We start from the raw sequence: 24,089 nt of genomic DNA, 5'->3' as shown, positions 1-24,089 counted from the left end.
CGGCGAAGGAGGTCATGACGCTTGTCGACGCGTCCAGACCGTAAGGCTCCCGGTGCATCCACCGGTCGAGTGGTCCTCTCCGAGAACGAGATCCGTCGCGCCCTGCGCCGTGTGGCGCACGAGTTGCTCGAACGCAACAAGGGCGCCGATGACCTAGTGCTCCTCGGGATCCCGCGCCGCGGTGCCACCCTGGCCGCGCGCCTGGCCGAGGCGATCGCCGAGGTGGAGGGCGTGCACGTGCCCACCGGCGCGCTCGACGTCACGATGTACCGCGACGACCTGCGCCTGCAGCCCATCCGCACCGCCGCACCGACCCAGATCCCGCCCGCCGGCATCGACGACGCCGTCGTCGTGCTCGTGGACGACGTGCTCTTCCACGGGCGGACCGTGCGTGCTGCGCTCGACGCGATCGGCGACCTCGGCCGCCCGCGCGCCGTACGCCTCGCCGTGCTGATCGACCGGGGACACCGCGACCTGCCGATCCGCGCGGACCACGTCGGCAAGAACCTCCCCACCGCGCTGCGCGAACGCGTGCACGTCTCCCTGGTGGAGGACGACGGGATCGACGAGGTGCGCATCGTCGACGCGCCCGCCGCCGACACCTCGGAGGTGACGTCGTGAGGCACCTGCTGTCTGCTGCCGACCTGGACCGGGACCAGGCACTGACCATCCTGGAGACCGCCACCCAGATGCACGACGTGCAGCACCGCGAGGTCAAGAAGCTGCCCGCCCTGCGCGGCCGCACGGTCGTCAACCTCTTCTTCGAGGACTCCACCCGCACCCGGTCGTCTTTCGAGATCGCCGGGAAGTGGCTGTCAGCGGACGTCATCAACATCTCCGCGAAGGGCTCCTCGGTGAGCAAGGGGAGTCGCTGCGCGACACCGTCACCACGGTCGCGGCCATGGGCGTCGACGGGCTGGTGATCCGTCACCACGCGAGCGGTGCGCCTGCGCAGGTCGCCGACTGGGTGGACGCCATCGTCGTCAACGCCGGTGACGGCACCCACGAACACCCCACCCAGGCCCTGCTGGACGCGTACTCCATCAGTCGCCGCATCGGCGACCTCGCCGGTAAGCACGTGGTGATCGCCGGGGATCTGACGCACTCCCGTGTGGTGCGCAGCAACCTGCTGCTGCTCAAGACCCTCGGCGCGCAGGTGACGCTGGTGGCCCCGCCGACGCTGATGCCCAGTGGGATCGGCGCCTGGAGCGAGGCGGCGGGCTTCGCCACGACGTACGACTTCGACGCAGTGCTGCCGGACGCCGACGCGGTGATGATGCTGCGGGTGCAGAAGGAGCGGATGACCGGCGGGTACTTCCCTACGCCGCGCGAGTACACCGTCGGCTACGGCCTCACCCGGGAGCGGCTGAAGCTGCTCCCGCCCACGGCCGTGATCGCCCACCCCGGTCCGATGAACCGGGGGCTGGAGATCACCGCCGACGCCGCCGACGAGGCCCGCTCGCTCATCCTCGACCAGGTCTCGGCCGGCGTCGCGGTGCGGATGAGCGTGCTCTACCACCTCCTGGGAGGAGCGCAATGATCACCCCACGAAGTTCTGCGCTGCGCTCCGATACTTCGCGGGGACCCCGATCGGAGAAAGCAGTGACTGATTCGTATCTGATCGTGGGCGCGGACGTCGTCGGCGAGGGCCGCGCCGACCTGCTGCTGCAGGACGGCGTCGTCCGCCGCGTGGAGACCGGCTCCGACGCCCCCCGCGACGCCCGGCGTATCGACGCCGACGGACTCGTGGCGCTGCCCGGCCTCGTCGACCTGCACACCCACCTGCGTGAACCGGGCCGCGAGGACGCCGAGACGATCGTCACAGGGTCCGCGGCCGCGGCCGCGGGCGGCTTCACGGCCGTGCTCGCGATGGCCAACACCGACCCGGTCACCGACACGGCCGAGGCCGCGGAACGGGTGCGCGAGCTGGGCCGGCGGGCCGGGCTGGTCGACGTGCACCCCGTGGGTGCCGTCACCAAGGCCCTCGCGGGGGAGCAGCTCGCCGAGCTAGGGCTGATGGCCCGGTCCCGCGCCCGTGTGCGGGTCTTCTCCGACGACGGCAAGTGCGTGCACGACGCGCGGCTCATGCGCCGGGCGTTGGAGTACGTCAAGGCGTTCGGCGGCGTGGTCTCCCAGCACGCCCAGGATCCGCGCCTGGCGGGCTCCGACGCGTGCGCCCACGAGGGCGAACTGTCCGGGCGGCTCGGCCTCCCGGGCTGGCCCGGGGTCGCCGAGGAGGTCATCGTCGCCCGCGACGTGATGCTCGCGCGGCACACCGGCAGCCGGGTGCACATCGCGCACGTCTCCACGGCCGGCTCGGTGGAGGTGCTGCGCTGGGCCAAGGCGCAGGGCATCGCGGTCACCGCGGAGGTGACCCCGCACCACCTGATGCTGCCGGTCGAGAAGGTCGCGACATACGACCCGACCTTCAAGGTCAACCCGCCGCTGCGACCCGCCGAGGACATCGCCGCGCTGCGGGAAGCGCTGGCGGACGGCACCATCGACGCGGTCGCCACCGACCACGCACCGCACGCCCGGCACGACAAGGAGCACGCGTTCGCCGAGGCGGCGTTCGGGATGCTCGGCCTGGAGCAGGCGCTGCAGGTCGTGCACACGGTGATGGTGCGCGGCGGGTCGATGGGCTGGTCGCAGGTGTCGGCCGCGATGTCGACGACGCCGGCTCGGATCGCCGGGCTCGACGATCAGGGCGGTGGCCTCGCCGACGGGGCTCCGGCCAACCTGATGCTCTTCGACCCGGCTGCCCGCGTCACGGTCGACCGGGACGCCTCGCGGTCGCTCTCGTCCAACAACCCCTGGCACGGCATCGCGCTCGACGGCGCGGTGCACGCCACTTTCCTACGAGGTCGGGCGACGCTGCTCGACGGCGAGGTGCACGCGTGAATCAGCAGACAGCACAGGATCTCTTCGCACTGGACAGGTCGCCCGCGACCCTTGTGTTGGAGGACGGCACGACGTTCATCGGCGAGGCGTACGGCGCGAGCGGCGTCACCTTCGGCGAGGCCGTCTTCTCCACCGGTATGACCGGCTACCAGGAGACGCTCACCGACCCCAGCTACCACCGGCAGGTGGTCGTGATGACCGCGCCGCACGTCGGCAACACGGGAGTCAACGACGAGGACGGGGAGTCGCGACGGATCTGGGTGTCGGGCTACGTGGTGCGCGACCCCGCGCTGCGACCGTCCAACTGGCGCTCGGTGCGCACCCTGGAGGACGACCTGCGCGACCAGGGCGTGGTCGGCATCTGCGGGATCGACACCCGCGCGCTGACCCGCCACCTGCGCGAGCGAGGGGCGATGCGCGTCGGCATCTTCTCCGGCGACGCCCTTACTACCGGCGATCTGGTCGCCCGGGTGCAGGACGCGCCCCGGATGGACGGAGCCGAGCTGGCATCCGAGGTCACGACGCCGACCGCGTACGTGGTGCCGGCGGTGGGGGAGAAGCGCTTCACCGTCGCCGCGATCGACCTCGGCATCAAGGCCGCCACGCCCGTGAGTCTCGCGGCTCGCGGCGTCGAGGTGCACGTGCTGCCGGCGGACACGACGTACGCGCAGATCGAGGCGCTCGCCCCCGACGGGGTGTTCTTCTCCAACGGACCGGGCGACCCGGCGACCGCGCCCCAGGTGACGCTGCTGCGCGAGGTGCTGCTCGCGCGGATCCCGTTCTTCGGCATCTGTTTCGGCAACCAGCTGCTCGGCCGAGCGCTCGGCTTCGGCACCTACAAGCTGAAGTACGGCCACCGCGGCATCAACCAGCCGGTGCTCGACCGGAGCACCCACAAGGTCGAGATCACCGCGCACAACCATGGATTCGCCGTGGACGCGCCGCTGGACGGTGACGTGCTGGCGCCCGAGGGTGCGCCGTACGGGCGGGTACGGGTCTCGCACGTCTGCCTCAACGACGACGTCGTGGAGGGGCTGCAGTGCCTCGACCTGCCGGCGTTCTCGGTGCAGTACCACCCCGAGTCTGCGGCCGGCCCGCACGACGCGGCGTACCTCTTCGACCGGTTCACCGACCTGATGGCCAGCAACAAGGAGAACAAGTAATGCCCAGGCGGGAAGACATCAAGAGCGTGCTGGTCATCGGCTCCGGGCCGATCGTGATCGGCCAGGCGTGCGAGTTCGACTACTCCGGCACCCAGGCGTGCCGGGTGCTGCGCGAGGAGGGCCTGCGGGTCATCCTCGTCAATTCCAACCCGGCCACGATCATGACCGACCCGGAGTTCGCCGACGCGACGTACGTCGAGCCGATCAATCCGGCGGTCGTGGAGTCGATCATCGCGGCCGAGCGCCCGGACGCGGTGCTCGCGACCCTGGGCGGGCAGACCGCGCTCAACACCGCGATCGCGCTGCACGAGGCGGGGGTGCTGGAGAAGTACAACTGCCCGCTGATCGGCGCGAACGTCGAGGCCATCGAGCTGGGGGAGGACCGCGAGCGCTTCAAGGGCGTGGTCGCCCGCTGCGGCGCGGAGTCGGCGAAGTCGATCATCGCACGCACGATGGACGAATGCCTCGCTGCCGCAGAACAGCTCGGCTACCCGATGGTGGTGCGACCGTCGTTCACCATGGGTGGCCTCGGCTCCGGGTTCGCGTACGACGAGAAGGGGCTGCGCCGGATCGCCGGCGCCGGCCTGCAGGCCAGCCCGACCACCGAGGTGCTCCTGGAGGAGTCGATCCTCGGCTGGAAGGAGTACGAGCTGGAGGTCATGCGCGACCACGCCGACAACGTGGTGGTCGTCTGCTCCATCGAGAACCTCGACCCGATGGGCGTGCACACCGGCGACTCGATCACCGTCGCGCCCGCGCTCACCCTGACCGACCGGGAGTACCAGCGGCTGCGCGACATCGGCATCGCGGTCATCCGCGAAGTCGGCGTCGACACCGGTGGCTGCAACATCCAGTTCGCGGTTAACCCCGAGGACGGGCGGATCATCGTCATCGAGATGAACCCGCGGGTGTCGCGATCGAGCGCGCTCGCCAGCAAGGCCACCGGCTTCCCGATCGCCAAGATCGCCGCCAAGATGGCCATCGGCTACACCCTCGACGAGGTCCCCAACGACATCACCGAGCAGACGCCCGCCAGCTTCGAGCCGTCGCTGGACTACGTCGTGGTCAAGGTGCCGCGCTTCGCGTTCGAGAAGTTCCCGGCCGCCGACCCGACCCTCACCACCACGATGAAGTCGGTCGGCGAGGCCATGTCCATCGGGCGCAACTTCACCGAGGCGATGCAGAAGGCGCTGCGCTCGATGGAGCGCTCCGGCTCCTCCTTCCACTGGAACCCCGACGACGAGCCGTCCAAGGAGATGGGGCGCGCGCTGCTGGACCAGGCGCGTACGCCGACCGACGGGCGGATCGTGCTGGTGCAGCAGGCACTTCGGTCCGGTCTGTCCGTCGAGGAGGTGCACGACGCCACCAAGATCGACCCGTGGTTCCTGGACCAGATCGAGCTGATCAACACCGTCGCGCAGCGGGTGCGCACCGCGCCGGAGCTGACACCCGCGCTGCTGCGCCTCGCCAAACGGCACGGCTTCTCCGACGCCCAGCTGGCGCAGCTGAGCGGCACGCCGGAGGCCGTCGTACGCGGGGTGCGGCACGCCCTCGGGGTGCGCCCGGTCTACAAGACGGTCGACACCTGCGCCGCGGAGTTCGCCGCCAGCACGCCGTACTACTACTCCAGCTACGACCAGGAGAGCGAGGTGTCGCCGCGCGAGCGGCCCGCCGTGCTCATCCTCGGCTCGGGCCCCAACCGGATCGGGCAGGGCGTGGAGTTCGACTACTCCTGCGTGCACGCGTCGTTCGCGCTGCGCGACGCCGGCTTCGACACGGTGATGGTCAACTGCAACCCTGAGACCGTCTCCACCGACTACGACACGTCCAGCCGGCTCTACTTCGAGCCGCTCACGCTGGAGGACGTGCTCGAGGTCGTGCACGCCGAACGCGCCGCCGGCCCCGTCGCGGGCGTCATCGTGCAGCTCGGCGGGCAGACCCCGCTGGGCCTGGCCAAGGCGCTCAAGGAGGCCGGCGTGCCCATCGTCGGCACCTCGCCCGAGGCCATCGACCTGGCCGAGGACCGCGGCGCGTTCGGCCGGGTGCTGGCCGAGGCGAAGCTGCCCGCGCCGAAGCACGGCATCGCCTACAGCGCCGACGAGGCCCTGGCCGTCGCGCAGGAGATCGGCTACCCCGTGCTGGTGCGGCCGTCGTACGTGCTCGGCGGGCGCGGCATGGAGATCGTCTACGACGACGACACGCTGGCCCAGTACGTCACCCGCGCCACGGACGCCTCCCCGGAGCACCCGGTCTTGGTCGACCGCTTCCTCGACGACGCCATCGAGATCGACGTGGACGCGCTCTACGACGGGCACGAGATGTACCTCGGCGGGATCATGGAGCACATCGAGGAGGCCGGGATCCACTCCGGCGACTCCGCGTGCGCGCTGCCGCCGGTGACGCTCGGCGCGCAGGAGGTCGCCCGGGTGCGCGAGTACACCCTGAAGCTCGCGCAGGGCATCGGCGTGCGCGGTCTGATGAATGTGCAGTTCGCCCTCGCGCAGGACATCCTCTACGTGCTCGAGGCCAACCCCCGCGCCAGCCGCACGGTGCCGTTCGTGGCCAAGGCGACCGGCGTACCGATGGCCAAGGCCGCGGCGCGGGTGATGCTGGGGGCGAGCATCCAGCAGCTGCGCGACGAGGGGGATCCTGCCGCCGCGCGGCGACGGGAGCACCTTGCCGTCCTCGGCGCCGACCGCGGTGAAGGAGGCGGTGCTGCCGTTCAAGCGCTTCCTCACCACCGAGGGCGAGGTCGTCGACAGCCTGCTCGGGCCGGAGATGCGCTCGACCGGCGAGGTGATGGGCATCGACGACGACTTCGGCTCGGCGTTCGCCAAGAGCCAGCTGGGCTCGGTGACCGGACTGCCGCGCGAGGGGCTGATCTTCGTCTCGATCGCCAACCGCGACAAGCGCGCGATGATCTTCCCGCTCAAGCGGCTCGCGGACCTGGGCTTCGACCTGCTCGCAACGGAGGGCACGGCGGACGTGCTGCGCCGCAACGGCGTCCACGCCCAGGTCGTGCGCAAGCACAGCGAGGGTCGCGGACCGCAGGGTGAGCCGACCGTGGTCGACCGCATCCTGGCCGGAGACGTGGCGATGGTGGTCAACACCCCGTCCGGGCAGGGCGCGCGCGTCGACGGCTACGCCATCCGGGCGGCCACCACGAGCATGGACCGGCCGATCATCACCACGGTGCAGCAGCTGGCGGCCGCGGTGCAGGGCATCGAGGCGCAGCTGGCCGGGCCGATGAAGGTCAAGCCGCTGCAGGCGCACGCCCGGGACCTGAACCTCTACGCACGATGACCTCGGAGACTCCCGGGGGCTCGGCGAACGCTGTGGGCGGGCGGGCGCCGTTCGGGGTCCGGTTGCGCGCCGCGATGGACGCGCACGGTCCGCTCTGCGCCGGGATCGACCCGCACCGCGCTCTGGTCGAGGCGTGGGGACTGCCCTACACCCTGGCAGGGGTCGAGCGGTTCGCGATGACCTGCGCCGAGGCGTTCGGCGGGCAGGTGGCGGCGGTCAAGCCGCAGTCGGCGTTCTTCGAGGTCTTCGGGTCCAAGGGAGTGGCGCTGCTGGAGCGGGTGGTCGCGGCGCTGCGGGACGCGGGCACCCTGACCGTGCTCGACGTCAAGCGCGGCGACATCGGCAGCACGATGGCGGCGTACGCCGACGCGTTCCTGCGCGAGTCCCCGCACGCACCCGACGCGATCACGCTGAGCCCGTTCCTGGGGTACGAGTCGCTGCGCCCGGCGATCGACCTGGCCCACGCGACCGGCCGCGGTGTCTTCGTACTGGCGCTCACCTCCAATCCCGAGGGCGCGAGCGTGCAGCACGCGACGCTCGACGGGGTGAGCGTGGCGCGCAGCGTCGTCTCCGGCGCTGCCGTCGACAATGCACCGGCGCGCGGTCGGGGCGAGCTCGGCAGCGTGGGGCTCGTCGTCGGGGCGACCGTCGGCGACGCCGTACGACGCTTGGACCTGCACCTCGTCGGTGCCGCCACGCCGGTCCTCGCGCCCGGCGTGGGCGCCCAGGGGGCCGGGTCGGCGCAGCTGCTGGACGTGTTCGGGGCGGCGCTTCCGCAGGTGCTGGCCGCGAGCAGCAGGGAGGTGCTGGGCGCGGGACCGGACGTGCGCACCTTGCGGGACACCGCCCGGCGTACCGCGGACGCTCTGCGGGTCTGACCGGCCCGGCACGCCGGAAGATGGCACCGACGGGAGCAGCCAGCGCGCCGTCACGGGTCTCCTTGACTGATTTCCACGCCCGTTCCTTGCGTCAGTGCCGCTGTCGCGCAGCATGATTAGGAACCCGGATTGCCCAACATCCCTGTCGGTGGATAGGTTCGCCGGAACGGCTGTCGCGGATTCGCGGGTGGCCATCGACGATGCAGACTGACTTCAGACCAACTCAGGAGTAACCCGGTGGCCCTCCCCGAACTGACGCCCGAGCAACGAGCCCAGGCGTTGGAGAAGGCGGCGGCAGCCCGTCGGGAGCGGGCGGAGGTCAAGAACCGCCTGAAGTACGCGCAGGGGTCGTTGCGCGACGTGATCGAGAGCGGGAAGCACTCCGAGGTCATCGGCAAGATGAAGGTCTCGGCGCTGCTGGAGTCGATGCCCGGGGTGGGCCGGGTGCGCGCCGCGCAGATCATGCAGGAGATCGGCATCTCCGAGAGTCGGCGGGTGCGGGGCCTCGGGACCAACCAGATCACCGCCCTGCTGGAGCGGTTCGAGGCCTGAGGGATGCCTGCACTCTTCGTGCTGGCCGGACCCACCGCGGTCGGGAAGGGCACGGTCTCGGCGTACATCCGCGAGCACTACCCCCAGGTGTGGCTCTCGGTGTCGGTGACGACCCGTCGCCCCCGCCCCGGTGAGGTCGAGGGCCGCCACTACCACTTCGTCTCCCAGGAGCGCTTCGACGAGCTCGCGGCGCAGGGGGAGTTCCTCGAGTACGCCGTCGTGCACGGTCGGGCGAGCTACGGCACCCCGCGGGCCCCGATGCAGGCCGCGATCGAGGCGGGGCTGCTGCCGCTGCTGGAGATCGACCTGCAGGGCGCGCGGCAGGTGCGCGAACAACTGCCCGAGGCGCACTTCGTCTTCCTGGCGCCGCCGTCGTGGGACGAACTGGTACGCCGGCTCGTCGGGCGCGGCACCGAGACCCCGGAGGAGCGCGAGCGTCGGCTCGCCACGGCCCGCCTCGAACTGGCCGCCGCGGACGAGTTCGACACCGTCATCGTCAACGACGACGTACGGCGGGCCGCCGGCGAACTCGTACACTTGATGCAGCAGCACTAGACTGCTGCAGTTGCGCGACCGTCGCGCCCAGCACTGGATGCCGGGCGCAACGCCGGTCGCCACCATGAACGCACTTGCACCGCAACGGAAAGAGACTCTTCGTGTCCGGCACCCACGCCACCCCCGAGGGCATCACCGACCCGCCCATCGACGACCTGCTGCGCGTCGCTGACTCCAAGTACGCCCTGGTGATCTACGGCGCCAAGCGCGCCCGCCAGATCAACGCCTACTACTCCCAGCTGTCCGAGGGACTGCTGGAGTACGCCGGCCCGCTCGTCGACAGCCAGGTCAACGACAAGCCCCTCTCGATCGCGCTGCGCGAGATCAACCAGGGTCTGCTCGACATCGAGAAGGTCGAAGCCTAGGTCCCACGACCCCTTCCGGTCGCGTCATGCGGATCGTCCTCGGCGTCAGCGGTGGCATCGCCGCGTACAAGGCATGCTCACTGCTGCGGTCGTTCTCCGAGGACGGTCATGACGTGACCGTCGTGCCCACGGCCGCAGCATTGCGGTTCGTGGGCGCACCCACCTGGGCGGCCCTGTCGGGCAAGCCCGTGAGCGACGACGTCTGGTCGCAGGTGCACGAGGTGCCCCACGTGCGGCTGGGCCAGCAGGCCGACCTCGTCGTGGTGGCGCCGGCGACGGCCGACCTCCTCGCGAAGGCCGCCCACGGCATCGCCGACGACCTGCTCACCAACACCCTGCTGACAGCACACTGTCCGGTCGTCCTGGCCCCGGCCATGCACACCGAGATGTGGCAGCACCCCGCCACCGTCGCCAACGTCGCGACGCTGCGCGAGCGCGGTGTGCACGTCATCGAACCCGCCAGCGGGCGTCTCACCGGCGCCGACAGCGGCCCGGGCCGGCTGCCCGAACCCGCCGACATCGCCGCGTACTGCGCGCCGTTCCTCACCGGCGATCCTGACGATGCGCGCGACCGTGACCTCGCCGGTCTGCACGTGCTCGTCACCGCCGGCGGCACCCGCGAACCACTGGACCCGGTGCGCTATCTCGGCAACCGGTCGTCCGGCAAGCAGGGATACGCGCTGGCGGCGGTGGCAGCGCAGCGCGGCGCGCAGGTCACCCTCGTCTCCACGGTCAGCACGCCCGCGCCGCCCGGATGCGCGCTGGTGCGTGTCGAGACCGCCCTGCAGTTGCGCGACGCCGTGCTGGCCGCGGACGCCGACGTCGTCGTGATGGCCGCGGCCGTGGCGGACTTCCGCCCCGAGCACGCCGCCACCGCCAAGATCAAGAAGACCTTCGACCCGGCCGCGCCGGACGCGGTGCCCGTCGTCCGCCTGGTGCGCAACCCGGACATCCTCGCCGAGCTGCTGACCCGGCGCGGCGAGGGCACGACGCCGGTGCTGGTCGGGTTCGCGGCCGAGACGGGCGACGAGCAGGGCAGCGTGCTCGACCACGCCCGGTCCAAGCTGGCCCGCAAACCGGTCGACCTGCTGGTCGCCAACGAGGTGGGCGACGGTGTGACCTTCGGTCAGGACGACACCACCGTGCACCTGCTGAGCGGCGACGGCTCCAGCTCGCACGACATCGGCCCGGCGGACAAGACGACCGTCGCGCACGCTGTGTGGGACGCCGTACGCGCCATCGCACCCACCGTCTAGACTCGGCCGTCGGCCGCTCGGTGCCCCGGATGACGGGTGCCGCGCGATCACGCGGCATACGCCGCACGAGCGCCGCGACCCATAGGAGAAGCCTGCAGTGGTACGACTCTTCACGTCCGAATCGGTCACCGAGGGACACCCGGACAAGATCTGCGACCAGATCAGCGACTCGATCCTGGACGCCATGCTGAAAGAGGACCCGCGATCCCGGGTCGCGGTGGAGACCATGGTCACCACCGGCCTGGTGCACGTGGCCGGTGAGGTCACCACCAACAGCTACGTCCCGATCGCGCAGATCGTCCGCGACACGATCGTGAACGTCGGCTACGACTCCTCGCTCAAGGGCTTCGACGGGCACTCCTGCGGAGTGTCCATCTCGATCGGCGCGCAGAGCTCCGACATCGCCCAGGGCGTCGACACCGCGCACGAGCACCGCGCCGAGGGCGGCACCGAGGCCCTGGACAGCCAGGGCGCAGGCGATCAGGGCCTGATGTTCGGGTACGCGTGCGACGACACCGCCGAGCTGATGCCGCTGCCGATCTTCTTGGCGCACCGCCTCTCCGAGCGCCTCACCCGGGTGCGCAAGGACGGCACGCTGCCCTACCTGCGCCCGGACGGCAAGACCCAGGTGACCATCTCCTACGAGGGTGACCGGGCCGTCGGTCTGGACACCGTGGTGCTCTCCACGCAGCACGCCGACGACATCTCGCTGGACGGGATGCTCGCGCCGGACATCGACGAGCACGTCATCCGGCCGGTGCTGGAGGACCTCGCCGCGGCGGGCAACACCCTCGACACCTCGTCGTACCGCAAGCTGATCAACCCGACCGGGCAGTTCATCATCGGCGGCCCGATGGGCGACGCCGGCCTCACCGGCCGCAAGATCATCGTCGACACCTACGGCGGCATGGCCCGCCACGGCGGCGGCGCGTTCTCCGGCAAGGACCCCTCGAAGGTCGACCGGTCCGCGGCGTACGCGATGCGCTGGGTGGCCAAGAACGTCGTGGCCGCCGGGCTCGCGACCCGGTGCGAGGTGCAGGTCGCCTACGCGATCGGCAAGGCGCAGCCGGTCGGTCTCTACGTCGAGACCTTCGGCACCGAGACCGCGCCCCTGGACGACATCCAGAAGGCCATCACGGACGTCTTCGACCTGCGGCCCGCCGCGATCGTGGAGGAGCTGGACCTGCTCCGCCCGATCTACCAGCCGACCGCCGCCTACGGCCACTTCGGCCGCACCGAGGCGCCCGGCATCCGGGACGCGTTCACCTGGGAGCGCACCGACCGCATCGAGCACCTGCAGAAGGCCGTCCGCGGGTAATACCCCACGAAGTTTCTCCCCCGCTTCGCTCCTCCGAATACTTCGCGAGGACCCCGAGGCGGGACGCACCAAGCTCGTCCCACAGATGGGGTCGTGGCGCGCTCTATGGAGCGCGCCACGACCCCATCTGTCGTACGCGCAGACGTGGTGTCCGTCCTGCCCCGTATAACTGAGCGCGTGGACGACGAGAGAGGTGCGGCGCAGGCGCCGAGCGAGCATCAGCTGGCGTTGCTGCACGCCGCCGCCGCAACCCGCCGTACGACCGCGCGCGCGACCTCCGACGACGGTCCCGAACTCCCGGTCGCTCAGGTGGCCGTCGACGTGGGGCTGCCCCACCTGGACCGGCCGTTCGAGTACGCCGTGCCCGTCGACCTCGACGACACCGCCCTGCCCGGCGCCCGGGTCAAGGTGCGGTTCGCGGGCAAGGACGTCTCCGGCTTCGTGCTGGCCCGCGTCCGGGAGGCCGAGCACGTCGGGAAGCTGACGGACATCCGGCGCGTCGTGTCGCCCGAGGCGGCGCTCACCCCGGCGATCGCCCGGCTGTGCCGCGAGGTGGCCGACCGGTACGCCGGGACGTTCAGCGACGTCGTGCGCCTCGCCGTGCCCGCCCGCCACGCGGCCGCGGAGAAGGCGTTGGACGCCAAGGTGGAGGGTGCCGACGCCCCCTCACCCGAGAGCGGCGGGGAGGAACACGCCGCATCCGCCGCGCCCGATCCGACGAGCCCCGGGACGGGTGCCTGGGGGCGGTACCCCGCCGGCCCGGCGTTCCTGCACCGGCTGGGCGCCGGCGGCGCGCCGGCCGCCGCCTGGCTCGCAGCGCCCACCACCGATCCCGTGCTCGACTGGCCGACCGCGATGGCGCAGGCGGCCCGCGCGACGCTCGACGGGGGTCGCGGAGCGGTGTTGGTGGTGCCCGACCACCGCGACGTCGACCGGCTCGACGAGGCCCTGACCGAACAGCTCGGACCCGGCCGGCACGTGCGGCTGACGGCGAGCCAGGGCCCGCAGGCGCGCTACACCGCCTTCCTGAAGCTGCTGCGCGGACACGTGCGCTGCGTCGTCGGGACCCGGGCCGCGGCGTTCGCGCCGGTGGCCGATCTGGGTCTGGTGGCGTGGTGGGACGACGGCGACGACCTGCTCGCGGAGCCGCGCGCGCCGTACCCGCACGTGCGCGAGGTGCTGCGGCTGCGCGCGGAGCACGAGGGCGCCGGCCTGCTAAGCGGGGGTTTCGCCCGGTCGGTCGCGATCCAGCAGTGGGTGCAGCAGGGCGCGCTGCAATCGGTCGACCTTCCGGTGCGCCGCGCGGCGGTGCCACGGGTGATCGTGGCCGGCGACGAGCGCGACGTCGAACGCTCCGGTGCTGCGGCGCGGGCTCACCTGCCGTCAGCGGCGTGGCGCGCCGCGCACGAGGCGCTGCAGCACGGGCCGGTGCTGGTGCAGGTGCCCCGCCGGGGCTACCTGCCGTCGTTGCGCTGCGACACCTGCCGCGACCCCGCTCGCTGCGCGGTCTGTCACGGCCCGCTGGCGTTGACGGGGTCAGGGGAGACCCCGGTGTGCCGGTGGTGCGGCGTCCCGGCAACCCCGTTCGACTGCCCCAACTGCCACTCGCACCGGCTGCGGGCGGGTGTCGTCGGCGCGCGCCGTACGGCCGAGGAGCTGGGACGGGCGTTCCCGGGCGTGCCGGTCGTGCGCTCGGGCGCCGGTGAGGTGGTGGCCCATGTGTCGTCCTCGCCCGCGTTGGTGATCGCCACCCCGGGTGCCGAACCCGTTGCGGCGCAGGGTTACCGGGCGACGCTGCTGTTGGACGCCTGGGCGCTGGTCGACCGGCCGGTGTTGTCCGCCGGCGAGGAGACGTTGCGGCGATGGTGCACGGCCGCCGCCCTGACCCGGTCGCAGGACGACGACGGCGTGGTCGTCGTGTGCGGCGTGCGCGACGACGAACCGCTGCCCGTGGTGCAGGCGCTCGTGCGATGGGCGCCCGCGTGGCTCGCGGAGCGGGAGCTGGCCGAGCGGGAGGCGCTCGCGCTGCCGCCGGCGGTGTGGATGGCCGGTCTCACCGGCGATGCTCCGGCGGTCGTGTCGATGGACCGCGGCGTCGGCGACGGGTTCGAGCGGATCGGTCCGCTGGCACACCCGGAGCGCGACGGCACCGTTCAGGAGCGGCTGCTCTTGCGTACGTCGCTCGAGGACGGTCCGCGGGCGGCAGCCGCGCTGCACGCGGCGCGCGCCGGCCGCAGCGCCCGCAAGGAGCCGGGCAGCGTCACCGTCCGCGTCGACCCGGCGGGTGACCTGCTCTGACCTCACCCGTCGGGGGGAGAGGGACGGGTCAGACCGGGGGCTGCGGGTCGTACTGGATGCCGCGGCGCACCTGACGAGCCCGCTCTTCACCGGCGAGCCGGCGCACGAGGTGCAGCGCCATGTCGATCCCGGCAGACACCCCGGACGCGGTGATCATGTCGCCGGAGTCGACGTAGCGGTCATCCGGCCGCACCTCGATGCTCGGATCCAGTTCGTGCAACCGTTCCAGCGCTCCCCAGTACGTCGTGGCCGGTCGCCCCGCGAGCAGGCCCGCAGCGGCGTACACCGGCGAGCCGGTGCAGACGCTCGTGAGCAGCGGGACCGACTCGCGCTGATCGCGCACCCAGTCCAACTGCGCCTCGTCGACCAGCTGCGGCCTGGTGCCCTCGCCGCCGGGGTAGACCAGCACCTCCCATGGCGGTACGTCGGCGTAGGACAGCGGCGCGACCAGGGTGAGGCCCTTGGCGCACCGCACCGGGCCACCCTCGCGCGAGAAGCAGGAGACGTCGTACCCGTCGTCCGGGTACTCCCTGGTCCAGAACGACAGCACCTCCCACGGGCCGACGGCGTCGAGTTCCTCGACCCCGTCGAAGAGCAGGATGCCGATCTGCTTGCGCGCGGGCACGGTCTCGGTGGTCATGCCCCGATCGTGCCAGCGCGGGTCGCCGTTAGGCTCCCTTCACCATGAGTTCGAGCCTTCCGGAGTCCGGCGGATCCACCCTGCCCTCGCCCACGACGGTCGATCGCGACCCTCTCGCACCCGCGCCTGTGCTGGCCGTGGTCTTCGACCTCGGCAACGTGCTGATCGAGTGGGACGCGTACGCCGCCATCAGCGCCGCCGTCGGCGACGAGCGGGCTCGGGCCTTCCTCGCCGACGAGACGTTCGACTTCCACGCCTGGAACATGCAGCAGGACGCCGGGCGCGCCTGGGAGGACGCCGAGGCCGACGCGATCGCCCGGCACCCGCACTACCGCGAGGAGATCCTGGCCTACCGCGAGCATTTCGAGGCCTCCCTGGTGGGCCCGATCGAGGGGACGGTCGCCATCCTGCGCGAGCTGCACTCCGCGGGGACACCCCTCTTCGCGCTGACCAACTGGTCGCACGAACTCTTCCCGGTGGCGCTCGCGCGCTTCGACTTCCTGGAGCTCTTCGAGGACATCGTGATCTCCGGCGAGGAGGGGATCGCCAAACCCGACCCGGAGATCTTCGAGGTGCTGGCCGAGCGGGTGGAGCACGTCGGCGACCTGGAGGAGACGATCTTCATCGACGACCGACTCGACAACGTCCAGGCGGCCGTGCTCGCCGGGATGGACGCGGTGCAGTTCACCAGCCCGTCCGATCTGCGCGCGGACCTGCTCTTCCGCGGGCTTCCGGTGAAGGCGATCTGAGATGTCCGTCACCCCCATCCGCCTCTTCGGCGATCCGGTGCTGCGGACGCCGGCCGCACCCGTCACCGTCTTCGACCGTGAGCTGCAGACCCTCGTCGCCGACCTGACCGACACGATGATGAACGCGCCCGGCGCCGGTCTGGCGGCCCCGCAGATCGGCGTGGGATTGCGCGTCTTCACCTACTACGTCGACGGGCAGTTGGGGCATGTGATCAACCCCGAGCTCACCCTCTCCCCGGAGCTGCAGTGCGGACCCGAGGGGTGCCTGTCGATCCCCGACCTGCGCTTCGACACGACGCGGTCCCTGCGGGCCGTCGCCCGCGGCTTCGACATGCACGGCGAACCGGTGACCATCGAGGGCAGCGACATGCTCGCCCGCTGCTTCCAGCACGAGACCGACCATCTCGACGGCATCCTCTTCGTCGACCGGCTCGACCCGACCGCTCGCCGCCACGCGCTCAAGGCCATCCGGGACGCAGAGTGGGCCGGGCTGCCCGGACCGATCATCCGCGACAGCCCGCATGCGACCTACGGACGTGCGCTGTGAGGGTCGTCTTCGCCGGCACACCGGAGGTCGCCGTCCCGTCCCTGCGGTCGTTGCTCGACTCCGCGCACGACGTGGTCGGCGTCATCACCCGCCCCGACGCACCTGCGGGGCGCGGGCGTTCGGTACGCCGTTCGCCGGTGGGTGTGCTCGCCGACGAGGTGGGCGTGCCGGTGCTCACGCCGCAGCGACCGCGTGATCCCGACTTCCTCGCGCAGTTGGCCGAACTCTCGCCCGACGTGTGCCCCGTGGTGGCGTACGGCGCGCTGGTGCCGCGGGTCGCTCTCGACGTGCCGCGCCTCGGCTGGATCAACCTGCACTTCTCGCTGCTGCCTGCGTGGCGCGGTGCCGCGCCCGTGCAGCACGCGGTCATCCACGGCGACGAGGTCACCGGTGCCACCACCTTCCTGCTGGAGGAGGGCATGGACACCGGCCCGATCCTCGGCACGATGACCGAGACCGTGCGGCCGCGGGACACCAGCGGCGACCTCCTCGAGCGGCTGGCGACGGCGGGCGCCGGGCTCCTGGTTGCCACGCTGGACACGCTGGCCCAGGGTGATCTCACACCGATGCCGCAGCCCTCCGAAGGCGTCTCGCTCGCACCCAAGATCTCGGTCGAGGATGCTCGGATCCGCTGGCACGAGCCGGCGTTCGCTGTCGACCGCAGAGTCCGCGGAGTCACGCCGGCACCCGGTGCGTGGACGACGTTCCGCGAGGAGCGGCTCAAGGTGGGGCCGGTGAGCCTCCTCGACGAAGAGGTGCGCGACGCTCCCGGCGCGATCCGGGTGGGCAAGGCGGGTGTCGACGTCCAGACCGGCGCCGGAGCCGTGCGCCTCGGCACGGTCCAGCCCCAGGGCAGGAAGGCGATGCCGGCGGCAGACTGGGCACGCGGCTCCCGGGTCGGCGAGGACGAGGTGCTCGGATGAGTGACGACGGCGGCGGCTACCGCGACGCGAAGGGGCGTCAGCGTCCCGCGGCGCGACGTCGCTCGAACGACGGTCGCTCGGCTCAGCGACCCACCGATCGGCGGCGTTCCGGTGACCCCGCCCGGCGCGTCGCCTGGCAGGTGACCCGCAACGTCGCGGACGGCGCGTACGCCAACCTCGACCTGCAGAAGCTGCTGCGCGAGGCCGACCTGCACGGCCGGGACGCCGGTTTCGCGACCGAACTGACCTACGGCGCGATCCGGATGCGCGGGCTCTACGACCCGATCATCGAGCGCTGCGCCGGCCGTCCGGTCGCGCAGATCGACGCGCCGGTGCTCGACACGCTGCGGCTCGGTGCGCACCAGCTGCTCGGCATGCGCGTGCCCGCGCATGCCGCGGCGTCCGAGACGGTGGCGCTGGCGCGCGAGGTCAATGGAGCGGGCGCCGCCGGCTTCGTCAACGCCGTACTACGCCGCGTCAGTGAACGCACCCGCGAGGAGTGGGTCGCCGAGGTCATCGCCGGCCGGGAACCGTTGGAGCGCCTGTCGATCGAACACTCCCACCCGATGTGGGTCGTTCGCGCGATGCGTGCCGCCCTGCTCGAGCGTGGCACGGCCACCTCCGACGACGTGGACGAGCAGCTGCTCGCACTGCTGCAGGCCGACAACGCGCCACCTCTGGTGTCGCTGGTGGCAAGGCCGGGCCTGGCAACCGTGGAGGAGCTGGTCGCCGCTGGCGCTCACGCCTCCCGGCTGTCCCGGGTGGGCGCAGTGCTCGACGGAGGCGATCCGGCGCAGATCGACGCCGTACGCCGGATGCGTGCGGCCGTGCAGGACGAGGGCTCCCAGCTGCTCACCCTCGCGCTGGCCGAGCCGGGTCTGGTCGAGGGGCGCGAACACCAGGAGTGGCTCGACCTGTGCGCCGGGCCGGGCGGCAAGACCGCACTGCTGGCGAACCTCGCGGCCGAACAGGGCGCCGTCGTCTTCGCCAACGAGGTCAGCGAGCACCGGACCACGTTGGTGCGCAAGTCACTACGCGCCACCCTCGAAGCAGGGATCGAGGTGATGATCGGCACCGGTGACGGGCGCGACCTGGGCGTCGAGGAGCCCAACACCTACGAGCGCGTGCTCGCCGACGTGCCCTGCACCGGTCTGGGCGCGCTGCGCCGCCGCCCGGAGGCGCGCTGGCGGCGTACGCCGTCCGACGTCACCCCGTTGGTGACGCTGCAGCGGGAGCTGCTGCTGTCGGCTCTCGCCACCACCCGGCCGGGCGGCGTCGTCGGCTACTCCACCTGCAGCCCGCACCTGGCCGAGACCTCTCAGCTGGTGGCATCAGTGGTGGAGCAGACGGGGGCCACCCTGCAGGACGCTCGCCCGCTCTTCCGCGACACCGCGGGCGCGCCGATCGAACACTTGGGCAACGGTCCCGACGTGCAGCTGTGGCCCCACCTGCACGGCACCGACGCCATGTACTTCGCGCTGCTGCGCAAGCCGGAAACCCAGGACTGAGAGGACATTTCGTGCAGATCGCGCCGAGCATCCTGTCCGCCGACTTCGCCAACCTGCAGGCGGAGCTGCAGCGGATCTCCCATGCCGACTGGGCCCACGTCGACGTGATGGACGGGCATTTCGTGCCCAACCTGACGCTGGGCGCGCCGGTGGTGGAGGCGCTGGCCAAGGTCAGCCCGATCCCGCTGGACTGCCACCTGATGATCGATGACCCCGACCGCTGGGCCACGGACTACGCCGAGGCCGGCGCCGGCAGCATCACCTTCCACATCGAGGCCGCGCACGACCCGGTGCGGCTCGCTCGCGCGATCCGCGCGGCCGGTGCGCGGGCGAGTGTGGCCATCAAGCCGGGCACGGAGTTCGCGCCGTACGAGGAACTGCTCGACGAGGTCGACATGGTGCTGGTGATGACCGTCGAGCCGGGGTTCGGCGGCCAGTCCTTCATGGCCGACCAGATGCCGAAGGTGGCGCAGGTGCGCGAAGCCGTCCGACGTCGCGGCGGCGAGATCTGGGTGCAGGTCGACGGGGGAGTCTCGAGCGACACCATCGAGCAGTGCGCCCGGGCCGGTGCCGACGTCTTCGTCGCGGGATCGGCCGTGTACGGCGCGGACGACGCGGCGGCGGCGATAGACCGCCTGCGCGAACTCGCCCAGAAGTGCTGCTGATCGGCCAGCCCCCGCGGTTGTCAGCGTCCTTCTGGTGCCGGCGTCGGAGATCCGCTGACAACCGGTCCGCGGCGAGCGGCATGGTGACGCTGCGGTAACATCGCGGCAGAACGTGCTCCGGGGTCGGTGTAATTCCGAACCGGCGGTGACAGTCCGCGACCCGGTCCAGCTTCGATCAGTGGGCCGGTTGACCTGGTGGAATTCCGGGACCGACGGTGAAAGTCCGGATGGTAGGCAGCACGTGACCCGCTTCGGCGGGTCCGCGACACGCGTGTCGCGACGGAGCGCACCCTTCCGGGGGCTGCGTCCCGTCGCGGACCGCTATGTCGCTCATCGCCCTGGAGCCCGTGCCCGACCGGCCGGCCGACAGGAGTTGTGAAGCGCGATGGACACCCGATCCCGCGACGAGACCTTTCTGCTGCGCGCCCTCGAACTGGCGCAGCGCGGTCCGGCCGTCGACGCTAATCCTCGGGTGGGATGTGTTGTCGTCGCAGGCGATTCGGTCGTCGGGGAGGGATGGCACGACGGCGCCGGCACTGCGCACGCCGAGGTCATGGCCCTCGGCGCCGCGGGCGATCGGGCACGGGGAGCCACGGCGTACGTCACCCTCGAACCCTGTGCTCACGTCGGCCGCACCGGCCCGTGTGCCGAGGCGCTCGTCGAGGCCGGCGTACGCCGCGTCGTCTACGCCCAGTCCGACCCCAACCCCGCCGCCCGAGGTGGCGCCGCCGTGCTGCGCGACGCGGATGTCGAGTTGTCGGGCGGGCTCCGTGCAGCGGAGGCTGCCGCGCTCAACGCCCACTGGACGTTCGCCGTCGAGCACGAACGCCCCTACGTCACCTGGAAGTTCGCCGCCACCCTCGACGGGCGCAGTGCCGCGGCCGACGGCAGCAGCCGGTGGATCACCGGCGCGCAGGCCCGCGCCGATGTGCACCGCCTGCGGGCAGGGGCGGGTGCTCTCGTGGTCGGCACCGGCACCGTTCTGGCCGACGACCCGGCACTCACCGTGCGTACGCCGGACGCGCCCCGGCGGCCGCCGCTGCGGGTGATCGTGGGGGAGCGGGAGATCCCCGCCACCGCGAGGGTGCTGGACGACGCCGCCCCCACCCTGCTGCTGCCCGTCCATGACCCGCACGTCGTCCTGAAACAGCTGCACGCCCAGGAGATCCGGCATGTGTGGCTCGAAGGCGGCCCCACGCTGGCCGCGGCGTTCCTGCGGACCGGGCTGGTCGACGAGGTCGTCGCCTACCTGGCGCCGGCGCTGCTCGGCGACGGTCCGGCGGCCGTCGCGGGGCTCGGCATCGGGTCCATCGACGGCATCCGCCGCTTCGGCCTGTCCGAGGTCACCCGGCTCGGCGACGACCTGCGGCTGCGGCTGCAGCCCACAACGACGACGAAGGAAGATTGAGATGTTCACCGGCATCGTGGAGGAGCTCGGCTCCCTCGCATCGATCCAGCACGCCAGCGACTCGGCCGTCCTGCGCATCAACGGCGCGACCGTCGTGTCCGATGCGCGGCACGGCGCGTCCATCGCGGTCAACGGCGTGTGCCTGACCGTCGTCGACCACGACGAGCACGGGTTCACCGTCGACGTGATGGCCGAGACGCTGCGTCGCTCGAGCCTCGCCGGGATCGCGCCCGGCGACCCCGTCAACCTCGAGCGCGCGATGCCCGCCGACGGTCGCTTCGGCGGTCACATCGTGCAGGGCCACGTCGACGGCACCGCGCGCGTGCTCGGTCGCGAGCCGGGGGACCGGTGGACCGTCGTACGGATCGAACTACCGCATCAGCTCTCGGCGTACGTCGTGGAGAAGGGGTCGATCACCGTCGACGGCGTATCCCTCACCGTGGCGTCCGTCGACGACCACAGCTTCACCGTCTCGCTCATCCCCACGACCCTGGCGCTGACCACGCTGGGCCATCGCGCGGTCGGCGAGCCGGTCAATCTCGAGGTCGACATCCTCGCCAAGTACACCGAGCGCCTGCTCGCCGGACGCCTCGGCGCCCGGTCCGCCACCGAGGAGGACGCATGAGTTTCTTCCAGAACCTGTACGACGCGCACCTGACCATCTCCGGTCACGTGATCACCTGGCGCGAGATCGTCGGAAACCTCTTCGGCCTCGCGTCCGCGCTCGGCGGCATGCGCCGCAAGGTGTGGGCCTGGCCGATCGGCATCGTCGGCAACGCGCTGCTCTTCACCGTGTTCTTCGCGGTGGGCTTCACCGGCCACGGCGGTCAGGTGCTCTTCGGGCAGGCCGGGCGGCAGGTGTTCTTCATCCTCACCTCGGTCTACGGCTGGTGGGCATGGCGCCAGACCAAGCGCACCCGCAGGCAGGACGCGCCGGCGGTCGACCCGCGCTGGGCCACGGCCGGCGAACGGGCGGCGTACGTCGGGGTATGGCTCGTCGGGCTGGTCGTCTGCTGGTGGCTCTTCAAGCTCATCGGCGCCGGGTTCCCCGCCCCTTGGTACTACTACTGGTGCGACGCGTGGATCTTCATCGGCTCGATGATGGCCACCTTCGCGATGGCCCGCGGCTGGAACGACTTCTGGCTGATGTGGCTGGCCGTCGACCTCGTCGGCGTGCCGGAGCTCATCAAGTTCCAGTACTACCCGTCGGCCGTGCTGTACGCGGTCTACGCGGCGTTCGTGATCTGGGGCTTCTTCGTCTGGCTCAACGTGTCCCGACGGGACGCGCTCGTCCTCGAGCCCACCGGGAGCGTCTGACATGCGGCTCGCGACGATCGACGCCGCGCTGGCCGAACTGGCGCTGGGCAGACCGGTGCTGGTGGCGGACGACGCCGACCGGGAGAACGAGGTCGACCTGGTGATGTCCGCGGCGGTCGCCGAGGAGTCCTGGATGGGCTGGGCCGTGCGGCATGGCTCGGGCGTCGTCTGCGCACCGCTGCCGGGCGAGGTCGCCGACCTGCTGGCCCTGCCGCCGATGGTGCGCGACAACCAGGATCCGAAGGGCACCGCCTACACCGTCTCGGTCGACGCGGCCCGCGGGGTGAGCACCGGCATCAGCGCCGCCGATCGCACCGCCACGGTCCGCGCGCTGGCCGATCCCGCCGCGACGGCGAGCGACCTGACCCGGCCCGGGCACGTCTTCCCGCTGCGCGCCCGCCCTGGCGGCGTGCTGGAGCGGCCCGGTCACACCGAGGCGGCCGTCGACCTGTGCCGTCTGGCCGGCCTGTCCCCGGTGGGTGTCATCGTCGAGCTGGTGCACGACGACGGGTCGATGATGCGGCTCGACGCCGCACTCGACCTGGCCGAGCGCGAGGGCCTGCTGACGATCACCATCGCCGACCTGGTCGCGTGGCGCCGCCGTCAGGACCGGGTGCGTGCGGTGGCCCGCACCACGCTCCCCACCCCGCACGGTTCCTTCGCCGTCACGGCGTACGTCGACCGACTCACCGGCGCCGAGCACCTGGCGCTCACCAGCCCCACCGGGCTCGGCGACGGACTCGTGCGGGTGCACTCCGAGTGCCTCACCGGCGACGTCTTCGGATCCCGGCGGTGCGACTGCGGTCCGCAGCTCGAGGCGGCGATGGAGCGCATCGGGCGTGACGGTGGCACCGTCGTCTACCTGCGCGGACACGAGGGCCGCGGGGTCGGGCTCGCCGACAAGCTGCGCGCGTACGAGCTGCAGGACGGTGGATACGACACCGTCGACGCGCAGACCCGGCTCGGTCTGCCCGTGGACGCGCGGGAGTACGACGCCGCGTCGGCGATCCTGCACGACCTGGGGAGCACCGGCGTCCGACTGCTCACCAACAACCCACGGAAGGCCGAAGCGTTGCAGGAATTGGGGATCGACGTGATCGAGATGGTGCCGCTGCATGTGGGGCAGACGATCGAGAACGAGCGCTACCTGCGCACCAAGCGCGAGCGGCTCGGCCACACGCCGCCGCTGGAGTCGGTGTCGCCCCTTCATCCCACCGACCTGACGACCGGTCACGGGGTGTCGGCATGAGCGGGCACGGAGCCCCGACCGTCACGACCGACGCCACCGGCCTGCGGATCGCGGTGATCGCCGCGTCCTGGCACGAGCAGGTGATGAGCGGGCTGGTCGACGGCGCGCGGCGCGGACTGTCCGACGCCGGGGTGGCGGACGACGACGTCGAGCTCGTGCGGGTGCCCGGCAGCTTCGAGCTGACCGTCGCCTGCGCGCGTCTCGCACCGTCGTACGACGCCCTCGTGGCGCTGGGGGTCGTCATCCGTGGCGGCACACCGCACTTCGACTACGTGTGCCAGTCCGCGACCCTGGGGCTGACCCAGGTCAGCGTGCAGACCGGGGTGCCCGTGGGCTTCGGCCTGCTCACGTGCGACGACGAGCAGCAGGCGCTGGCGCGGGCCGGGCTGCCCGGGTCGAGCGAGGACAAGGGCCACGAGGCGGCGACGGCGGCCGTGGCGACCGCAATCACGCTGCGGACGCTGGCCCGGTCGACCTCCATCGCACCGTAACCT

21 protein-coding genes, 2 pseudogenes and 1 riboswitch are annotated in these 24,089 nt (G+C 71.8%); of the genes and pseudogenes, 22 read left to right on the top strand and 1 reads right to left on the bottom strand.

The genetic code is table 11. The annotated features are described in order from the left end of the window. Positions 1–21 precede the first annotated feature (21 nt). The 12 genes and pseudogenes from pyrR (at position 22) to LVQ62_RS13525 (ending at position 14,589) form a co-directional block, all read left to right on the top strand. A complete protein-coding gene (gene pyrR / locus LVQ62_RS13580) occupies positions 22–621 on the top strand; it encodes a bifunctional pyr operon transcriptional regulator/uracil phosphoribosyltransferase PyrR (RefSeq protein WP_179480361.1) in 600 nt (199 codons plus the stop codon). Further along, positions 618–1,540: pseudogene (locus tag LVQ62_RS13575) on the top strand (aspartate carbamoyltransferase catalytic subunit). Before pyrR ends, LVQ62_RS13575 begins: the two are co-directional and overlap by 4 nt. Before the next feature lie 62 nt (positions 1,541–1,602). Then, positions 1,603–2,901: a dihydroorotase gene (locus LVQ62_RS13570; RefSeq protein WP_233762354.1), complete on the top strand. Its 1,299-nt coding sequence runs from the start codon at positions 1,603–1,605 to the stop codon at positions 2,899–2,901. Beyond that, entirely contained in the window at positions 2,898–4,064 is a 1,167-nt protein-coding gene (carA, locus tag LVQ62_RS13565) for a glutamine-hydrolyzing carbamoyl-phosphate synthase small subunit (RefSeq protein ID WP_233762352.1), read from the top strand. The genes LVQ62_RS13570 and carA overlap by 4 nt, the downstream gene beginning before the upstream one ends. Further along, positions 4,064–7,367, top strand: a pseudogene (gene carB, locus LVQ62_RS13560) (carbamoyl-phosphate synthase large subunit). Before carA ends, carB begins: the two are co-directional and overlap by 1 nt. Next, a complete protein-coding gene (pyrF, locus tag LVQ62_RS13555) occupies positions 7,364–8,245 on the top strand; it encodes an orotidine-5'-phosphate decarboxylase (RefSeq protein WP_233762350.1) in 882 nt (293 codons plus the stop codon). The pseudogene carB and the gene pyrF overlap by 4 nt, the downstream one beginning before the upstream one ends. 237 nt (positions 8,246–8,482) lie before the next feature. Beyond that, on the top strand, positions 8,483–8,797 hold the full coding sequence (gene mihF / locus LVQ62_RS13550; protein WP_179480372.1) for an integration host factor, actinobacterial type: 315 nt from the start codon (positions 8,483–8,485) through the stop codon (positions 8,795–8,797). Positions 8,798–8,800: 3 nt separating this feature from the next. Next, a complete protein-coding gene (gene gmk, locus LVQ62_RS13545; RefSeq protein ID WP_179480374.1) occupies positions 8,801–9,352 on the top strand; it encodes a guanylate kinase in 552 nt (183 codons plus the stop codon). Positions 9,353–9,453: 101 nt separating this feature from the next. Then, entirely contained in the window at positions 9,454–9,717 is a 264-nt protein-coding gene (gene rpoZ / locus LVQ62_RS13540) for a DNA-directed RNA polymerase subunit omega (RefSeq protein WP_179480376.1), read from the top strand. Positions 9,718–9,743: 26 nt separating this feature from the next. Next, positions 9,744–10,973: a bifunctional phosphopantothenoylcysteine decarboxylase/phosphopantothenate--cysteine ligase CoaBC gene (gene coaBC, locus LVQ62_RS13535; protein WP_179480378.1), complete on the top strand. Its 1,230-nt coding sequence runs from the start codon at positions 9,744–9,746 to the stop codon at positions 10,971–10,973. 97 nt (positions 10,974–11,070) lie between these two features. Then, complete coding sequence (gene metK, locus LVQ62_RS13530) at positions 11,071–12,291, top strand: methionine adenosyltransferase (protein WP_233762347.1); 1,221 nt, start codon at positions 11,071–11,073, stop codon at positions 12,289–12,291. Positions 12,292–12,468: 177 nt separating this feature from the next. Next, positions 12,469–14,589 carry a primosomal protein N' gene (locus tag LVQ62_RS13525; protein ID WP_233762345.1) on the top strand — a complete coding sequence of 707 codons (2,121 nt, stop codon included), beginning with the start codon at positions 12,469–12,471 and terminating at the stop codon, positions 14,587–14,589. Positions 14,590–14,617: 28 nt separating this feature from the next. Here LVQ62_RS13525 and LVQ62_RS13520 read toward each other — a convergent pair whose 3' ends face one another. Further along, positions 14,618–15,229 carry a DJ-1/PfpI family protein gene (locus tag LVQ62_RS13520; RefSeq protein ID WP_233762343.1) on the bottom strand — a complete coding sequence of 204 codons (612 nt, stop codon included), beginning with the start codon at positions 15,227–15,229 and terminating at the stop codon, positions 14,618–14,620. A gap of 44 nt (positions 15,230–15,273) precedes the next feature. Here LVQ62_RS13520 and LVQ62_RS13515 point away from each other — a divergent pair, with 44 nt between their 5' ends. The 10 genes from LVQ62_RS13515 to ribH all read left to right on the top strand — a co-directional run bounded on the left by LVQ62_RS13515 (position 15,274) and on the right by ribH (position 24,086). Further along, positions 15,274–15,978 carry an HAD family phosphatase gene (locus LVQ62_RS13515; RefSeq protein ID WP_233762341.1) on the top strand — a complete coding sequence of 235 codons (705 nt, stop codon included), beginning with the start codon at positions 15,274–15,276 and terminating at the stop codon, positions 15,976–15,978. A 1-nt stretch (position 15,979) separates the two neighbouring features. Then, a complete protein-coding gene (def, locus tag LVQ62_RS13510) occupies positions 15,980–16,525 on the top strand; it encodes a peptide deformylase (protein ID WP_233762339.1) in 546 nt (181 codons plus the stop codon). After that, positions 16,522–17,448: a methionyl-tRNA formyltransferase gene (gene fmt / locus LVQ62_RS13505; protein WP_233762337.1), complete on the top strand. Its 927-nt coding sequence runs from the start codon at positions 16,522–16,524 to the stop codon at positions 17,446–17,448. The genes def and fmt overlap by 4 nt, the downstream gene beginning before the upstream one ends. Continuing rightward, a complete protein-coding gene (locus LVQ62_RS13500; protein ID WP_233762335.1) occupies positions 17,445–18,956 on the top strand; it encodes an RsmB/NOP family class I SAM-dependent RNA methyltransferase in 1,512 nt (503 codons plus the stop codon). The genes fmt and LVQ62_RS13500 overlap by 4 nt, the downstream gene beginning before the upstream one ends. Before the next feature lie 11 nt (positions 18,957–18,967). Next, complete coding sequence (gene rpe, locus LVQ62_RS13495; protein ID WP_233762333.1) at positions 18,968–19,621, top strand: ribulose-phosphate 3-epimerase; 654 nt, start codon at positions 18,968–18,970, stop codon at positions 19,619–19,621. A gap of 108 nt (positions 19,622–19,729) precedes the next feature. Continuing rightward, positions 19,730–19,866, top strand: a riboswitch (FMN riboswitch). A gap of 140 nt (positions 19,867–20,006) precedes the next feature. Next, positions 20,007–21,029 carry a bifunctional diaminohydroxyphosphoribosylaminopyrimidine deaminase/5-amino-6-(5-phosphoribosylamino)uracil reductase RibD gene (gene ribD, locus LVQ62_RS13490; protein WP_233762331.1) on the top strand — a complete coding sequence of 341 codons (1,023 nt, stop codon included), beginning with the start codon at positions 20,007–20,009 and terminating at the stop codon, positions 21,027–21,029. Between the two features lies 1 nt (position 21,030). Beyond that, complete coding sequence (locus LVQ62_RS13485) at positions 21,031–21,654, top strand: riboflavin synthase (protein ID WP_233762329.1); 624 nt, start codon at positions 21,031–21,033, stop codon at positions 21,652–21,654. Beyond that, positions 21,651–22,346, top strand: coding sequence for a nicotinamide mononucleotide transporter family protein (locus LVQ62_RS13480; RefSeq protein WP_179480396.1), 696 nt, complete (start codon positions 21,651–21,653; stop codon positions 22,344–22,346). The genes LVQ62_RS13485 and LVQ62_RS13480 overlap by 4 nt, the downstream gene beginning before the upstream one ends. 1 nt (position 22,347) lies before the next feature. Then, a complete protein-coding gene (gene ribA, locus LVQ62_RS13475; protein ID WP_233762327.1) occupies positions 22,348–23,595 on the top strand; it encodes a GTP cyclohydrolase II in 1,248 nt (415 codons plus the stop codon). Further along, a complete protein-coding gene (gene ribH / locus LVQ62_RS13470; protein ID WP_233762325.1) occupies positions 23,592–24,086 on the top strand; it encodes a 6,7-dimethyl-8-ribityllumazine synthase in 495 nt (164 codons plus the stop codon). Before ribA ends, ribH begins: the two co-directional genes overlap by 4 nt. Positions 24,087–24,089: the final 3 nt, after the last annotated feature.

The sequence above is a fragment of the Allobranchiibius sp. GilTou73 genome (assembly GCF_021391335.1).
GTDB lineage: Bacteria > Actinomycetota > Actinomycetes > Actinomycetales > Dermatophilaceae > Allobranchiibius > Allobranchiibius huperziae.
The sequence above is the reverse complement of the archived record's forward strand: the minus strand, read 5'-3'. Positions and strand labels throughout refer to the sequence as shown.

Excerpts from the sequence above, each read along its gene's own strand:
- pyrF (WP_233762350.1), top strand. The coding sequence starts at position 7,364 with ATGACCTCGGAGACTCCCGGGGGCTCGGCGAACGCTGTGGGCGGGCGG.
- gmk (WP_179480374.1), top strand. The coding sequence starts at position 8,801 with ATGCCTGCACTCTTCGTGCTGGCCGGACCCACCGCGGTCGGGAAGGGC.
- coaBC (WP_179480378.1), top strand. The coding sequence starts at position 9,744 with ATGCGGATCGTCCTCGGCGTCAGCGGTGGCATCGCCGCGTACAAGGCA.
- LVQ62_RS13520 (WP_233762343.1), bottom strand. The coding sequence starts at position 15,229 with ATGACCACCGAGACCGTGCCCGCGCGCAAGCAGATCGGCATCCTGCTC.
- LVQ62_RS13515 (WP_233762341.1), top strand. The coding sequence starts at position 15,274 with ATGAGTTCGAGCCTTCCGGAGTCCGGCGGATCCACCCTGCCCTCGCCC.
- def (WP_233762339.1), top strand. The coding sequence starts at position 15,980 with ATGTCCGTCACCCCCATCCGCCTCTTCGGCGATCCGGTGCTGCGGACG.
- LVQ62_RS13500 (WP_233762335.1), top strand. The coding sequence starts at position 17,445 with ATGAGTGACGACGGCGGCGGCTACCGCGACGCGAAGGGGCGTCAGCGT.
- ribD (WP_233762331.1), top strand. The coding sequence starts at position 20,007 with ATGGACACCCGATCCCGCGACGAGACCTTTCTGCTGCGCGCCCTCGAA.
- LVQ62_RS13485 (WP_233762329.1), top strand. The coding sequence starts at position 21,031 with ATGTTCACCGGCATCGTGGAGGAGCTCGGCTCCCTCGCATCGATCCAG.
- LVQ62_RS13480 (WP_179480396.1), top strand. The coding sequence starts at position 21,651 with ATGAGTTTCTTCCAGAACCTGTACGACGCGCACCTGACCATCTCCGGT.
- ribA (WP_233762327.1), top strand. The coding sequence starts at position 22,348 with ATGCGGCTCGCGACGATCGACGCCGCGCTGGCCGAACTGGCGCTGGGC.
- ribH (WP_233762325.1), top strand. The coding sequence starts at position 23,592 with ATGAGCGGGCACGGAGCCCCGACCGTCACGACCGACGCCACCGGCCTG.